The organism is Bacillus sp. GW823-FHT06A10 (assembly GCF_058795375.1).
The window spans coordinates 60,121-75,320 of sequence record NZ_JBXAHT010000002.1 but is presented as its reverse complement, the minus strand read 5'-3'; the positions used below and the strand labels follow the sequence as shown (position 1 = coordinate 75,320).

Here is a 15,200-nt window from a genome sequence, read left to right as displayed (position 1 = left end):
CATTAAAGGAGAATTTTTTCAAATTAAATGTTAAAATAAAATTTAGGTGTGAATTACGTAACAAATAAGAAACTAGTTTGAAACGAGGAAATTATATGGAGAAAATTATCAAAAACAAGCCCAATAAGCTAAAAATTGCTTCAAAAGCTTTGATGATTATTATTGGGGCATTTATCACAGCGTACGGATTAGAAGCAGTATTAATTCCAAATAACGTATCAGACGGTGGTGTGACTGGTTTAAGTATCGTTAGTTCAAGATTATTTGGATTGCCATTAGGAGCTCTAATCGCAGTTATTAACATTCCTTTCGTTTGGTTAGGGTATAAGCAAATCGGTAAAAGCTTTGCGATTTATTCTATTATCGGAATTGCTTCATTAGCAGTAGGTACCGTTGTCATGCACGGAATACCAGCTATTATTGAAGGCGATACATTATTAGTTACAGTTGTTGGTGGTATTATCATCGGTTTTGGTATGGGACTAGCATTACGTAACGGTGGGGCATTAGATGGAATCGATATGCTTGCTGTATTGCTTTCTCGTAAGTTACCATTTGGAACGAGTGACCTTATTTTATTCTTAAACATGTTCGTATTTATTTTCGTATCAACGGTATTCGGTCTTCAAGGAGCTATCCTTTCGGCAATTGCTTACTTTATCGCTTCGAAAGTGATTCATATCGTTGAAGTTGGTTTAAGTGGTTCAAAAGCATTTAAAATTATTACAAAAGAGCCTGAATTAATGGTAGAAACAATTCGCGATCGTTTAGGCCGAAGTGCAACATATAACGAAGTATACGGTGGTTATTCAAGAGAGAAATTCAAAGAAATTTCTTGCGTAATTAACCGTTTAGAAGAAAGTAAAATGAAAGAACTTATTAATGAAATCGATCCACACGCCTTTATTACAGTTTATGACGTAGCAGAAGTAAAAGGCGGTAATTTCAAGAAACGTGATATTCATTAATCGTTATATAAAAGAGGGTATGCCAAAATTTTGGCACACCCTCTTTTTATTATTAAGTTGCTATAGTTGTCAGTTTTTTTTTCAGTAAGTAGATATATTTTTACTCGCCCCACCGACTCCCACGTTTAATCCACGCTACATACTTTTGAAAAGCCGTCACTTCATGTTGAAAACGCAGCGGGATATACAACAATAAAGTGCATATACACAGTATCCATAGAATACCTACTACAAAATGAAATTTCATTGTCGTGCTAATAAACAAGCTGAGGAATAATACAAGGAACATAATTACACTAAATCTTTTATACGTAGTCATACTATCCCCTCCTTATACTTCAATTGTACCAGTTATAAGGAATTATTTTCCACAAAAAAGACCAAAAAGCAACTTACACTTTTCGGTCTCTCTACTATCTTCTCTTCGTAATTTTCCCTGAACCACCAACCCTCGTTTTCGGGGGTGATGTATTCCTTGGCGGCGTTTTAATAGATGATTTTGGCTTCACATCTGATCCGCTTGAACCACCTGGTGTTTTCGTAATTTTCCCCTTGCTTCCAGTAGAAGGTGGGGGCGTCGTATTACTTCCTTTTTCAGTAATACTTCCCTTATCACCTACTGATGGTTTCGAATCTACATTATCGCCTCGCTTAATGATAGACCCTTTCCCTTCCTTCGTAATTGGAGGTGGGGTTTTCTTTTCTTCTTTCGTAGGTGGTCTCTCTGGAATGACTGGTTTATGATTTTGTCTATCGTTATATCCACGATAATCACCGTATGATGATTTTCGTGAACCGAATATATCGTTTAATATGCTACCCATAATATATCCTTGCAAGAAGGACGGTTGGTAGTTTTGACGGACAAATTCTTCATTACTTACTTCAATTAACGTATCAGATGGTTTCTCTTTATCCTTTTGAAGATTATACATTTTATCCGAATAAACGAGAAACATTTGATTTTCGTCTTCTTTAGATGCTTGTTTCGGTTTCCTTTCGGCTATAAGTTCCTTCGCGACTTCAGGAACTGACCGATTGGCGGCCCTATACACGTAAGATTCTTGTTTACCTTCCTTTGCGACAGACTCAAGCGGATAACGGTCTTGAATCGACTTTGTCTGCCCGCCTTGACAACCTGATAAGGCATAACCAGCAACAACAAGTAATGTAACGATAGCAAGTATAGGGATCACAAACGATTTAATCATGGTAAACAATCGGTTTGACATGATTACGCCCCCTTACGTTGCTCTTATAATTTGTACATCAGCAGGAATGATTGCTTCTCCCTCATACATCATTGTGCGACCATTTTGCCATTCAATACGCAATAATTTTCGATTATCTGATTGGAATTCCCATACATACTGTTCCTCTGAAGCTGAGAATGGTGTTTTCCCCATCACAACAACACGTCCGTTATATTGTTCTTCCATATGATACTCAGTATCATCCATTTCAATTGTCGTCGGAATTTCCTCAATTGAATCTAAGCGACCATCAATTGGTGTATATAATTTGTAATACGTATTTTCACGATCTTCAATTTTTAAATAACGAATGTCTTTCCCGTCTTGCAGTGTTAAAACAATTTCCTTGCGAGAATGCATACTCGTTTTCCCAGTTAATTCGTACATGACTAATGAAACTTCAATCATATCACCAGGAGCTAACGTTAAAAGACTCTTTTCCGGCTTCGGTGGCTCTGGACTTTTCATTATATTTTTAATTCGTTTAAATAAACTCATGATCTACCCCTCCTTTTCTCTTTATAAACAAGCACCTAAAATAAGTGCACCAACAATATGTAATGATCCGGCTAACATCGCGTGAGCAACACTACCTTCTTTCGTACCTTCTTCTAAATCAAGACCAGACATTTTCTTTAATACGAATTCGATAAACATTTCTACCACTAATAAAATAACGAAAGAAACTGCTGATGCAAGAAGTGCTTGCCATAAATCATTTGCTTTCGTTATCGATTGAGATAAAATGTACCCTTGTGCAAATAATTTCATAATAAAACGAGTTGTTACAGCTGTATTTCCATTTTTGATTTCTTTTAAATCATTGTATTTTGTAAAAATCGAATCAACCCACATAATTGCAAATAAAAGTACTGCACTCGCTCCAGTCCATACAAGCATGGCTAATACATTTGTCCATGTCATTGCAAAACCTCCTCTAAATATAAAGTGAAACTTTAATCAGTGGGGAGGTGTTCATTCCCCGCTGATTATTAGTTGAACCAATCGGGCATTTACGGGCAGCAGCTCTCCCCCCACCTCTCTGCTTTCACAAAAAGTAGAGGTGGGAGTCTTACTGCCCGTTAATGCGGGGTAATAGAAAACCGACATGAATATATTTAGACATGTCGGTTCATTTGTCTCTATTCTATATTATTTCTCATACTGCTTCATAATACGAGCTAATTCATCGTCAACAGCAGAATTTTTGTTTAAGCTTGCGAATTCATCATCTAATGACTTTTCTTTCTTATAAACTTCACCGCTTGCTTCCGCTTCAGCCTCTAATTGAAGAGCTTTCTCTTCCATACGGCTTAAACCAGCTTTTGCTGAATTTGAATCAAATCCAGACATCGCCTGATTAATATTCTTCTGTGCTTTCGCTGCATTTACACGTGCTACAAGTGTTTCACGTTTATTTTTCAGCTCATTTAATTGTTTGCGCATTTCTTCTAGCTTAAGGCGCAGGTTATCAGCAGCAGCTTTATTTTGCTCATAGCTTGCTTTATACTCATTCATTTTTTGCTCTGCATTTTGTTTTTCTTCTAATGCACGACGCGCAAGATCTAAGTTATTAGCTTGAACAGCCATATGAGCTTGCTCTTCACGTTTTTTCACAAGTGCTTCTTGCTCTTCAAATAATATTTTGAATTTCTTCTCAAGTGCGATTTGAGCTGCTACACTTTTCTCAGCCTCTTGTACATCGGCTTGCATATCGCGTAAATATTGATCCGTCATCTTAACTGGATCTTCCGCTTTTTCAATTAACGAGTACACATTCGACATTGTTAAATCTCTTAATCGTTTAAATACAGACATCTAAATTCCTCCTATGATATACCTCATATTTCAAATTCACTACTTGGAAAACTGAAAAATCTCCCTTTACAGTAAAGAATATTCATTTTTACAGCCTATGTGTTTATTATAACAAAACTAATATGTCCTTACATGTTATTTCCAAAATACATCCATTATAATATGACATTCTATATACAATATTGCATTTCTAATATATTCTCATTATCCCTCTTTGAAATTAACTTACTTTTGTACAATTTCACTAAATTACATAAGTGTAATGTTACTGTAAGCTAACTCGATAGTTGCATTCCGATATTTCTTATACACTAATACCAGAAGCAACAAACAAGCTTCTTCACATGTAAGCACTAATACAAAAATTGTATTTACTATAAAACATATAAAAGGAGAAATCATCATGAAAAAATTAGTAGGAATCGGATTAGCAGCAGCAATTTCATTTGGAGCATTATCAGGTTGTTCTTTATTAGGAGAGAAAGCGAACGGTTTTGTACTGTACGGCTCAGAAGAACAAGTTCAACAAATTACAGATAAAAACAAAAAAGAAGTGAAAGAAAAAGACTTCTATAAAATGAAAATGACAACATTAGATGGTAAAAAAGTTCTTGTAATGGATAAGAAAACTGGTGAAGAACTAGTGAAAAAAGAGTTACTTAGCAAAGTTGATGAAAAAGACAACACGAAACCACTTGATAAATTACCAGCTGTAACAACAGAACAAGGTGTATTATTCGCAAAAGAGAAAGTAGAAAATGCTACACTTGATGGAGCGAAATTAAAATATGAAGGCAACACAATTATCGGAAGTGGTCGTGCATATACAGATATGTATGCGATTGTTGATGACGCAACTTACAGCAATGTAAAAGGTGATGAAAAATCTGTAGGTGTATTAAAATTTGATAAAGACCCGAGTAAAGAATTCCCTGGTTACAAAGGCGTAGAAGCTTCTCAACTTGTAAAAATTAAAAAGTAAAACAAAAAAGCTTTGCGAAATTCGCAAAGCTTTTTTCTATTTATTATGAGCAATTTGCTCCATATCCGGGCTACAAGTTTGCGACTGACATGACTTATTTAAAGAACATGCCGCGCATTTTCCTTTTTTACTTCTCTTTACAAAATTAACTAACGTATATGCTGCATAACCAAAAATGATAGCTCCAATTATAATATTGACCATCATCACAATACATCTCCTTCTAGAATCCGAGTAAGGATCCAACTTGGTATATAATGAGCGTTAATACATAAGCAACTACGAGTGGATAAACGACTGAAAAAATCGTCCATTTCGCTGATCCTGTTTCACGTTTAATAACAGCTACGGTCGCTAAACACGGAACATATAATAAAATAAAGAACATAAATGCATAAGCTGATAATGCTGTATAATGTGCTCCCATTACATTTCCAAGCACATCTTCTTTAACCGCATAAATAATTGCCATTGTAGAAACGACAACTTCTTTCGCTAAAAATCCTGTTAAAAGGGATGCCGCAGCTTGCCACGTTCCAAAGCCGAGCGGTGCAAATAATGGTGCGATAAATCCACCAATCATCGCTAAGTAGCTATCTCCCATATCAACGCCAAATCCTGATGGACCTGCATAGTTTAATAACCAAATAACAACCGAACCACCAAAGATGAATGTACCAGCTTTACGAACAAATCCCTTTCCTTTCTCCCACGTGCTCAGCCATAACGTTTTCGCTTGTGGCACACGATAAGGCGGTAGTTCAATTACGAAAATAGATTTTTCTGCTTTCAAAATCGTAAGAGACATAATTTTTGTAACGAGTAATGCCAGAACAATACCTGCGACATATAAAGAAAATACAACAGTCGCCTGACTATTAGGGAAGAATACGCCCGCAAATAATGCATATACAGGTAATCGTGCTGAACAAGACATAAACGGTGTTACTAAAATGGTAAGTAAACGTTCTTTCTCCTGTTCAATGGTTCTCGCTGCCATAATACCTGGAACGTTACATCCAAAACCAATAATCATCGGAATAAAAGCTTTACCGTTTAAGCCAAAGAACTCCATAATTCTATCCATAACAACTGCAATTCGCGCCATATATCCTGAGTCTTCTAATAATGAAATGAAAAAGAATAGTGCAAAGATTTGTGGTACGAATACTAATACAGCACCAACACCGGCAATAATACCTTCTGTAACGAGTGCTTGAATAAAATCAGAAGCTCCAATACTTGTAAGTCCAGCCGTCACCCAATCCGTAAGCTGACCACCAAAAAACTCATCTAACATATCCGATAAAGGTGTACCAATCCACGTAAACGTAACCTGAAAAATAAAAAACATAACTGCTAAAAAGATTGGAAGTCCTAAAATTTTATGTGTAATTAATCTATCAATTTTTTCTGAAAAAGGAATTTTTCCTTCTTTCTCATGCTTCATAACATTTGTTTTTAACTTTTCAATATACGCTTCACGAGTTTTGTAAATGTGCTCTTCTAACGTACAATCAAGTTTTCCTTCTAAGCGAGATCGAATGGCTATGAGTTCCTTATAAATTGGTAATGCTTTCATTTCTTTTTCTACTACTTCGTTATTGCTTAAAAATTGAAGTGCTAACCATCTCGGATGCTCATAATTCGCTGTCTCTAAAAGAGCAATTACTTCTCCAATTCCTTCATCCATTTGTACACCATATGAAATAAGGAATGGCTTTTTCTCCTTTTTGTCATTTTCTTTAAGAGTCGCAAGTAGTTCTTCACAACCTTTTCCACTTCTTGCAACGACAGGAACGACTGTTACACCTAATAGTTCTGATAATCGTTTTACATCAATGACAATTCCTCTTTGCTTCGCCACATCAACCATATTTAAACCAATTGAGACCGGCTTACCAAATTCAAGTAATTGCAACGTTAAATGCATATTTCTCTCAAACTGCGAAGAATCTACGATATTTAACATATGATTAAATTCTTCTGTTAATAGAAAGTTTGTTACAACACCTTCATCACGTGAAACTGGATTTAAATCATACACACCTGGTAAATCAATTAATGTTCCTTGTCTATCTTTTAATTTACCAACCTTTTTTTCTACTGTTACACCGCTCCAGTTTCCTACGTATTCATAAGAACCAGTAAGTGCATTAAATAATGATGTCTTCCCTGTATTCGGATTCCCTAGCAAAGCTACCTTATTCACGCTAATTCCACCTTTATCATTTTCGCGTCACAATGACGAATACTAATTAACTGTCCACGACACTCCAATGTACAAGGACCTTTGAACATCGCCTTCTGTTTCAAGCGAAGTTCGCTTCCTTCCGCAAGACCGAAAGCAGCTAGTCTACGCTTTAATAGCTGATCTAAAGACTGAATACTTTTTACTAACACTTTCTCTCCAATTTTAATATCTACTAAGCTCATAACCTTCCCCCTCAGAAGAGAATGATAATTATTTTCAAAAAAATTATACCACACCCAATTTCTCTTGTACTATACCCTTTTGCTTCATATTTATTAACATTTCGCTACAATTCTATTTCAATTATTGTCATACAGCATTTGTTTGCCATTCTCATCCATTTCGCTTACAATAAACAATAGCAAATAAAGAATCTCGTTATCACTGGGGGAGCCATGCCGCTGAGAGGGAACACTTCGTTCCGACCCTTCGAACCTGTTAGTTAATGCTAACGCAGGGATTGTGCAAACGTCCGAAATACATACCTCATTTTTATTTACGTATTTCGTATCCTCCTATGATATCTATTCTTTTTTGTACAACTTGGATTTAGGGGGAGACAACATGCGTAACACTAATTTACAAGCGATGATCGAATCTGCTATTCTTGCAGCCTTCGCCATGATTATCGATATTTTACCATTATCACTTAAACTTCCAACAGGCGGTTCTATCTCATTCGCTATGATTCCTATTTTTATTATTGCTTACCGCTGGGGCTTTAAATCAGCTTTCTTAGGTGGTTTAGTTTGGGGACTATTACAAATAGTCGTGGGGGATGCTTACATTTTAACACCTGTTCAAGCATTCATTGAGTACTTCATTGCCTTTGCTTTTATCGGATTTGCTGGCTTATTCTATCGTCCAATTCAAAAAGCACTTTTAACGTCTAATGAAAATAGTGAAGAACATTCAAGTTTAGGTAGTCGCAATGAACAACCTTCAGCAAAACAAAACCATGGTAAGAAAATCCTTGTTTACATTATCCTTGCTACATTTGTCGGTAGCTTTGCTCGCTATTTCTGTCACTTTATTGCCGGTATTATTTTCTGGGGACAATATGCGCCGAAAGGTCAATCAGCTGTGTTATATTCATTAATCGTAAATGGAAGTACAATGCTTGGTTCTTTTATTTTATGTACAGTTTTACTTATATTTTTATTCCTCACTTCCCCACGCTTATTCAAAAGCATCAGTGCTTATCAAATGAATACACAAAAAAAGGGCGCTTAATGAGCGCTCTTTTTTCATATCGTAATATTAATTAAAAATACAATAAATGCGCAAAAGAAAATAAATACCATTATACTTAGCCAATTGCTATGCACGGTTCATCGACTCCTTACATAACCTCATTTTCTAACCAGATTATATCGCTTAAAAATAAAGATTAGGTAAAGATAATATGAAAATAAATTAAAAAAAGCGTAGCATGCATTATCTACGCTTTTTTCGGTAAGTAAAAGTAAAATAATACACCGTCTTCTGTATTTTTCACTCCATATTCAGCATCGTGTAATTCTAAAATATTTTTAGAAATGGCAAGCCCAAGCCCCGTCCCACCTTGTGAACGCTGACGAGCTGTATCCACTCGATAAAAACGATCCCAAATTTTATCTAATTGTTCTTCTTCAATGTGAGTACCTTTATTTTCAATGCACACTTTTATACGATCCTTCTCATCTATTGTAGAAATAATAATATCTTCTTTATTTGGTGTATAACGTATGGCATTCGTAATGAAATTCACGATGACTTGTTCAATCCGGCCTTGATTTGCAATCACTTCAAATGAACATATATTTTTATGAACACAAAGCTCTTTTTTCTCTATTTCCACAGATAGATGTTCACATATGTCTTCAATTACTGTATCAATATAAAACGAATCCTTTTTCATTTTATATGTACCAGATTCAAATTTAGCTAACTCAAGCATATCCAAAATTAACGTATCCATTTTGTCTACTTCTCTCTCCATCGCCTGAAAATAATACTCTTTTTTATGTTCAGCTACCCCGTCTTTTAAAATAGAAATACAGCTTTTCATAATACTTAGCGGTGTTTTTAATTCATGTGAAACACCAGAAATGAATTCTTTTCGCGTCTTTTCTAACTTTCTTTCCTTTTCAATATCTTCTTCTAACTGCCCAATATGCGAATGGAGTTTATTTGATAGCACATTAATATTTTTCGATAAATCTCCAATTTCATCTTTTGAAGTAATCGGTATTTTTTCTGTAAAATCTAATTGTGCTATTTTCTTCGTCGTATCATTTATTTTTAATAATGGTTTTGCAATTTGTTTTGAATAATAAAACGAAGCTAAAAAAATAAGAACGACTACAAATGCAATGATATAGATGTAATAATCTTGCACCATTTGTACAGCTTCATCTACGGGCTGTAAAGAAGCCATCGCATAAATATATGTTACTGATCCATCTTTTTCTTTTATTGGTTTCATTAATAATTTATATTTTATATCATTCTTTTCATAGTCCATTGTCTTTGTTGAATACTCTATTTGATTACTCTCTTTTAGTAATACATCCGTTTGAAATTCTTTTATACTATCCAAAAATAAAGTATTTTTATAAATTGGATTTACGGGGCCTTTTACATCTGGAAACTGTACTTTCGTAACACGCCCTCCTATGTAAACATCTGGTTCTGGGGCAGCTTGCTCCTGAACGGCTGGCCTCTTCTCCTTAACAACTTGTTCCCCGGTTGCTTTCTTTTTTTCCTCATATAATTTTCTCATTTTCTCATTAAATGCTTTTTCTAGCGGTTTATTAGATCCGCTTAAATTCTGTTTAGATAAAGAAAAAGAGAATGGAATAAAACTATCTTCTTTTCTCACTCCAGAAAAATAAATTTCTTGCCCTAAAAAATGCTCTGATAATTTATTATCAATCTCCTCTATATTGACGAGATTACCTAAGGGAATTTTGAATATTTGTTGTCCAAAGCTCTTTTGTTGCCTACGATCTATCGTTACTTCAAAATAAAAATCATCTGCATGTTTTAAATTCCCGTTCTTATCTAATGTCGTAATCCACGTATTATTTTCTCTTAAAAAGTCTTGCTCAAGTTTCTGAATTCCTTCTACGTTTCCTGTGTAGTTTAAATAATTCTTCTCAAAGGAATTTAAATTTACTTTAATATCTTCCACTTTTCGATTCGCATAATATTGTTTGAAAAATATCGTTTGTCCAATAAATATCGTCGCTAAAATCAACATACATAATGCTGTTGTAAGAGTAAATAATTTTAGTACAATTCCTTTTCTCATATATTCCCCTCAAATTTATAACCAGTTCGTACTACAGTTGTAATGTACTTTGCTTTCTCTCCTAATTTATTTCTTAAATTACGAATATGGCTATTCACCGTTCGATCATCGCCAGCAAATTCATATCCCCAAATTCTTGAAATGAGTTGCTCTCGCGTTAAAACGATTCCTTGATTTTTCATGAAATACGCTAATATTTCAAATTCTGTATGCGTTAAATTAATATCAGTTCGATTTACCGTAACAGTGCGCGACGGAAAATGAACGTGAATATCGTGGATTGATAATGTATCATCTTCATTCTCTAAAAGTTGCTTTGTCACTTTTCTGCTTTCTAACAACCTTTTCGCTCTTGCTAATAAAATTGGCGGACTATACGGCTTCGTCACATAATCATTTGCCCCAAGTTCAAAACCAAGTAACGTATCGTCTTCATCTACGCGCGCCGTCAGCATAATAATAGGCACCTCAGACGTCTTCCTAATTCTTCGGCAAACAGACCATCCATCGAGTTCTGGCAACATAATATCTAAAATAACTAAATCAACCTCTTCTTCTTCAAATACAACTAAAGCCTCTTTCCCGTCCCTCGCTTCAAACACTACATATTGTTCACTTAAAAAATAATCTTTTAATATTTCACGTAATATGTCTTCATCTTCAACAATTAAAATGTTTTTTGACATAACTGATATATCCCCCTCCTGCTTTCAAAAACTATAATTTCATTTTGAATAACTGCCAGTTAACTTCGCCTCGATAATATATCTATCTGGTGCATCCCCTATATAATCAAATGGGTAACAAGTTGTCAGTGTTAATATCGGTTCTTCTTTTTTTATAATAACAGTACGATCATCCGCATGAGTAATCCATGTCTTTTGAATTTCATATGTGTACGTTTTATTATCATACTCTAAAACAAGGGTATCCTTTTCTTTCAACTCCCCTAAATCTGTAAATACAGTATCTCGATGTCCACTCAGTACAGTATGTCCCCCTCCAGATGGAGTTGTCGTTAATTTACTAACGAACATACCAACTCCTTTTTTCAGAGTCGTATCATCCGCTCCCCAATATATAGAAAATTTCTTCTTTATTTTCGGTATGTTTAACATCGCTACCTTTTCTCCTTCTTTATGTTCTATTTGAGAAGAAGGCACTTGAGAGGTTACAGGTGTTTCATGAGAAAGTTGAGTATCTTGTATATTTTTAAGGCTCTTTATTTCTTCTGCCGTTAATTGCCCGGCAGAGCTTCTTCCTTTATACCATTCCACAGCGTAATAGGATCCCATGAATAGCCCTATAGCCATCAATATGATACCGATATAATTGAGTAACTTCATTCTTCATTCCTCCATGCCAAAAATGGTAGGAGTAACCTACCATTTTTAATATATGAAATTATCCCATTCTTTATAGGAAAATATTTTATTTACGCTTTAACCTTATTACGACGATTCAAACCAAATAATGTACCTATCGCTACAAGACATGCACTTAATCCCATCATTGCTACATTATTTGATGCTGTATTTGGTAATTTTTCACCTTGTACCACTGGCTTTACTACTTCTTTTTTAGCTACTTCATTCTTTTGTTCGACTTTTATCGCTGCTTCTTTTTTTGCCATATCATTTTTTAACTGTTCTTGCGCTATTCTCTTTTTCTCTTCTTCACTCTTTTTCTCAGCTTTTATTGCTTCCTCTTTTTTAGCCATATCATTTTTTTCTTGTACTTGGGCCGCTTGTTTTTTCTCTACTTCATTTTTTTTCTGTTCCTTAATTGCTTCTTCTTTTTTAGCTTTATCTTGTTGCACTTGCGCTTCTTCTTCCTTTGTTACTGTTCCAGTATCCGCACTCGCTACTGAAGAATATCCTACTGTTAAAAGTGCCATTGCACAAATTGGTAATAGTCTCTTTTTCATTTTCATTCTCTCCTTATATTTTATTCACATCAACTCGCATCGGATGTATTACTAGAATAAGCAAGCGATATAAATATAAGATGCAGATGAAATATATTTCATTTAAAGATTTCATTGTAGAAAAAGAAAAAACATCGCAATATGTACGATGTTTTTTCGGGTGTGTGTCTCAATATTTACATGTTACTTTCGCGTGATTTGGAAGTAGAACGGGCCGGAGCGATAACTAATTGTCTCGGCTCAGTTTTCTTGAAGTGATTTTTGACGTTACACTTACGACGTTGAACAACCCACGCTTTAATAGGGTTTGTTAAAATAATCTTTTGCTCTTCGTTAGGGGCCTCTTCTTCAAACCTACAACTTTCGCTCCATTTATTCCATTTCATTGTAAATTTAGAAGAAGAATGATCATCTTCACGATCAAACAAGTGCAAAAAATCCATTTTTCCATCTAGCATTACGGTGTTACTAGTCGCTAAAAAAGAAAAGGTCGTCCAACGTTTCTCCATGCCCTCCTACTCCTTTTTCACATATAGAGTGCCTAAAACTTAATTTACCTAAAATATGCTTGCCTTTTACCTTACACCCATAGTTTATCCAAAATGCTATTATGCAACTATCGATTTGCCTTACAACTACCTTACATTTTTGTAAGAAACAAAAAAAACCTTCACTCTATATAATGAAGGTTTCTTACTTTTTATCTATATGATCTCTCATATCATCAAGTCCAGCTTCTTTTAGCTGCGACATCATACCGTGCGAAATTGCTCCTAACACTAAAGTCATTCCAATTAATGAAATACGAATCGCAGGTACATCAATTACGTAAGCCAACAGGCCAAGAACAATTGTTAAAAGTAATGCTTTTATAAATGTTACACTTGTGTACTGTTTCTTCTTCATCATATTCACCCTTTATGAAAGCGTTTTCTTAATATACTTAGTATATCATATCATCAGATGATTTTGTCGTTATCTTTGTAAAAAATTACTATCTCCTTTGACTTTTTCTATTCTATCCTTTACAGTCGAAATGTTCGCAAGTTTTACACTGTAGGAGGATTACAATGAATATTGAAATAAAAGACACTTTAATTTCTGAAGAACAATTACAAGCAAAAGTTAAAGAATTAGCACTTCAAATCGAACGTGACTTTGAAGGAGAAGAAATCGTAGTTATCGCAGTATTAAAAGGTTCATTCGTATTTGCTGCTGATTTAATTCGTCACATCAAAAATGATGTAACAATTGACTTTATTTCTGCATCTAGCTACGGAAATCAAACAGAAACAACAGGAAAAGTGAAACTACTAAAAGATATCGACGTAAACATTACTGGGAAAAACGTAATTGTTGTAGAAGATATTATCGATTCTGGTTTAACACTTCATTTCCTAAAAGACCACTTCTTTATGCATAAACCAAAGGCACTCAAGTTCTGTACATTACTTGATAAGCCAGAACGCCGTAAAGTAGACTTAACAGCTGAGTATGTTGGCTTCCAAATTCCAGACGAATTCATCGTTGGATACGGTATCGACTGTGCTGAGAAATATCGTAACTTACCATTTATCGCTTCAGTTGTAACGGAATAATCGTATAACTTAAAAAATTGATAGTACATAAAATGTATATCGGCGATTTTTTAAATATATCGACTTACCGACAATAACTGACAATGTTAGCATCCAATTAATAGGGAGAAGCTGTTCTAAAATACATGGGAACAGCTCCTTTCTTGCCATTACAAACTACAGGGAGAGATGAAAAATGACAAAGACAAAATTTGAAAAAGTACTCCTTATCGTAAATCCGAAAGCTGGTCAAGGTGACTTACATACAAATTTAACGAAAATCGTACCACCTCTTGCCGCAGCTTTTCCTGATTTACATATCCTTCATACGAAAAAACAAGGTGATGCAACAAAATATTGCCAAGAGTTTGCTAGTAAAGTAGATTTAATTATCGTCTTTGGTGGTGATGGAACAGTATTTGAATGCACAAATGGCTTAGCACCTCTCGAAAATAGACCTACACTTGCAATCATTCCAGGCGGAACTTGCAACGACTTCTCTCGCACACTTGGTGTTCCGCAAAACATTGCAGAAGCGGCAAAACTTATTACAAAAGAACATATAAAACCAGTTGACGTTGCAAAAGCAAATGGACAACATTTCTTAAACTTCTGGGGCATTGGTCTCGTATCTGAAGTATCAAACAATATCGATGCAGAAGAAAAAGCAAAGCTTGGTAAAATCGGTTACTATTTAAGCACAATTCGAACTGTAAAAAATGCTGAAACATTCCCAGTAAAAATTACTTATGACGGACAAGTATATGAAGACGAAGCTGTCCTTGTCATGGTTGGAAATGGTGAATATCTTGGTGGTATTCCATCCTTTATTCCGAACGTTAAATGTGATGACGGAACACTTGATATTTTCGTAGTCAAATCAACAGGTATTCAAGCATTTAAAGATTACATCGGAAAGAAACTATTCGAGGATTCAAATGAAAATGACATCTTCCACGTAAAAGCGAAATCCATTCATATTGAAACGAAAGAAGAAAAAGAAGTAGATACAGATGGAGAAAGTTCGCTTCATACACCTTGTCACATTGAATTATTAACAGGACACTTTACGATGATTTATAATCCTGCGGTTGTGTAAAGAAAAAAACGAGTGCTAGCACTCGTT

Annotated in this window: 19 protein-coding genes and 1 riboswitch; of the genes, 5 read left to right on the top strand and 14 right to left on the bottom strand. The window is 34.8% G+C overall.

The genetic code is table 11. The features are described from left to right. Positions 1–95: 95 nt before the first annotated feature. Entirely contained in the window at positions 96–968 is an 873-nt protein-coding gene (locus AC1Q8M_RS15120; RefSeq protein ID WP_000411244.1) for a YitT family protein, read from the top strand. A gap of 100 nt (positions 969–1,068) precedes the next feature. Here the strand turns inward: AC1Q8M_RS15120 and AC1Q8M_RS15115 are convergent, their stop codons facing one another. From AC1Q8M_RS15115 to AC1Q8M_RS15095, 5 genes are all read right to left on the bottom strand, one after another. Next, positions 1,069–1,287: a hypothetical protein gene (locus AC1Q8M_RS15115; RefSeq protein WP_098361121.1), complete on the bottom strand. Its 219-nt coding sequence runs from the start codon at positions 1,285–1,287 to the stop codon at positions 1,069–1,071. 94 nt (positions 1,288–1,381) lie between these two features. Further along, positions 1,382–2,200 (bottom strand): DUF4247 domain-containing protein, encoded by an 819-nt coding sequence (locus AC1Q8M_RS15110; protein WP_065229475.1) that lies wholly within the window; start codon positions 2,198–2,200, stop codon positions 1,382–1,384. 12 nt (positions 2,201–2,212) lie between these two features. After that, positions 2,213–2,719 carry a DUF4178 domain-containing protein gene (locus AC1Q8M_RS15105; RefSeq protein WP_000051755.1) on the bottom strand — a complete coding sequence of 169 codons (507 nt, stop codon included), beginning with the start codon at positions 2,717–2,719 and terminating at the stop codon, positions 2,213–2,215. Between the two features lie 21 nt (positions 2,720–2,740). Then, the gene (locus tag AC1Q8M_RS15100) at positions 2,741–3,145 is read right to left on the bottom strand and encodes a DUF350 domain-containing protein (protein WP_000220321.1); all 405 of its coding nucleotides are present in this window, start codon (positions 3,143–3,145) and stop codon (positions 2,741–2,743) included. Between the two features lie 228 nt (positions 3,146–3,373). Continuing rightward, positions 3,374–4,039, bottom strand: coding sequence for a PspA/IM30 family protein (locus AC1Q8M_RS15095; protein WP_000110280.1), 666 nt, complete (start codon positions 4,037–4,039; stop codon positions 3,374–3,376). Between the two features lie 403 nt (positions 4,040–4,442). Between AC1Q8M_RS15095 and AC1Q8M_RS15090 the strand changes: the two genes are divergently transcribed. Next, the gene (locus tag AC1Q8M_RS15090) at positions 4,443–5,021 is read left to right on the top strand and encodes a lipoprotein BA_5634 family protein (protein WP_048565089.1); all 579 of its coding nucleotides are present in this window, start codon (positions 4,443–4,445) and stop codon (positions 5,019–5,021) included. Between the two features lie 36 nt (positions 5,022–5,057). On the opposite strand, the gene AC1Q8M_RS15085 is transcribed toward AC1Q8M_RS15090, so the two are convergent. From AC1Q8M_RS15085 to AC1Q8M_RS15075, 3 genes are read right to left on the bottom strand one after another with little or no spacing between them, the layout of a single operon-like run. Further along, positions 5,058–5,228, bottom strand: coding sequence for a FeoB-associated Cys-rich membrane protein (locus AC1Q8M_RS15085; RefSeq protein WP_000989598.1), 171 nt, complete (start codon positions 5,226–5,228; stop codon positions 5,058–5,060). Positions 5,229–5,244: 16 nt separating this feature from the next. After that, complete coding sequence (gene feoB, locus AC1Q8M_RS15080; protein ID WP_053563489.1) at positions 5,245–7,233, bottom strand: ferrous iron transport protein B; 1,989 nt, start codon at positions 7,231–7,233, stop codon at positions 5,245–5,247. Beyond that, positions 7,230–7,457, bottom strand: a complete 228-nt coding sequence (locus tag AC1Q8M_RS15075; protein WP_000060512.1) for a FeoA family protein — start codon at positions 7,455–7,457, stop codon at positions 7,230–7,232. The genes feoB and AC1Q8M_RS15075 overlap by 4 nt, the downstream gene beginning before the upstream one ends. 194 nt (positions 7,458–7,651) lie before the next feature. Further along, positions 7,652–7,753: riboswitch (TPP riboswitch) on the top strand. 86 nt (positions 7,754–7,839) lie between these two features. On the opposite strand from AC1Q8M_RS15075, the gene thiT reads away from it, so the two are divergent. Continuing rightward, positions 7,840–8,508 (top strand): energy-coupled thiamine transporter ThiT, encoded by a 669-nt coding sequence (thiT, locus tag AC1Q8M_RS15070; protein ID WP_001246586.1) that lies wholly within the window; start codon positions 7,840–7,842, stop codon positions 8,506–8,508. A gap of 208 nt (positions 8,509–8,716) precedes the next feature. On the opposite strand, the gene AC1Q8M_RS15065 is transcribed toward thiT, so the two are convergent. From AC1Q8M_RS15065 to AC1Q8M_RS15040, 6 genes are all read right to left on the bottom strand, one after another. Next, complete coding sequence (locus AC1Q8M_RS15065; protein ID WP_098855652.1) at positions 8,717–10,570, bottom strand: sensor histidine kinase; 1,854 nt, start codon at positions 10,568–10,570, stop codon at positions 8,717–8,719. Next, entirely contained in the window at positions 10,567–11,256 is a 690-nt protein-coding gene (locus tag AC1Q8M_RS15060; protein ID WP_000041862.1) for a response regulator transcription factor, read from the bottom strand. Before AC1Q8M_RS15060 ends, AC1Q8M_RS15065 begins: the two co-directional genes overlap by 4 nt. A gap of 39 nt (positions 11,257–11,295) precedes the next feature. Continuing rightward, on the bottom strand, positions 11,296–11,916 hold the full coding sequence (gene srtD / locus AC1Q8M_RS15055; protein WP_098361118.1) for a class D sortase, LPxTATN-specific: 621 nt from the start codon (positions 11,914–11,916) through the stop codon (positions 11,296–11,298). Between the two features lie 89 nt (positions 11,917–12,005). After that, complete coding sequence (locus AC1Q8M_RS15050; RefSeq protein WP_098361117.1) at positions 12,006–12,497, bottom strand: LPXTG cell wall anchor domain-containing protein; 492 nt, start codon at positions 12,495–12,497, stop codon at positions 12,006–12,008. 176 nt (positions 12,498–12,673) lie between these two features. Next, positions 12,674–13,006: a hypothetical protein gene (locus AC1Q8M_RS15045; RefSeq protein ID WP_000415613.1), complete on the bottom strand. Its 333-nt coding sequence runs from the start codon at positions 13,004–13,006 to the stop codon at positions 12,674–12,676. A 184-nt stretch (positions 13,007–13,190) separates the two neighbouring features. Next, positions 13,191–13,406 carry a hypothetical protein gene (locus AC1Q8M_RS15040; protein WP_002001286.1) on the bottom strand — a complete coding sequence of 72 codons (216 nt, stop codon included), beginning with the start codon at positions 13,404–13,406 and terminating at the stop codon, positions 13,191–13,193. 161 nt (positions 13,407–13,567) lie between these two features. Here AC1Q8M_RS15040 and hpt point away from each other — a divergent pair, with 161 nt between their 5' ends. Next, positions 13,568–14,095, top strand: coding sequence for a hypoxanthine phosphoribosyltransferase (gene hpt, locus AC1Q8M_RS15035; protein WP_001019295.1), 528 nt, complete (start codon positions 13,568–13,570; stop codon positions 14,093–14,095). Positions 14,096–14,270: 175 nt separating this feature from the next. Next, on the top strand, positions 14,271–15,173 hold the full coding sequence (locus AC1Q8M_RS15030; protein ID WP_000167892.1) for a diacylglycerol/lipid kinase family protein: 903 nt from the start codon (positions 14,271–14,273) through the stop codon (positions 15,171–15,173). Positions 15,174–15,200: the final 27 nt, after the last annotated feature.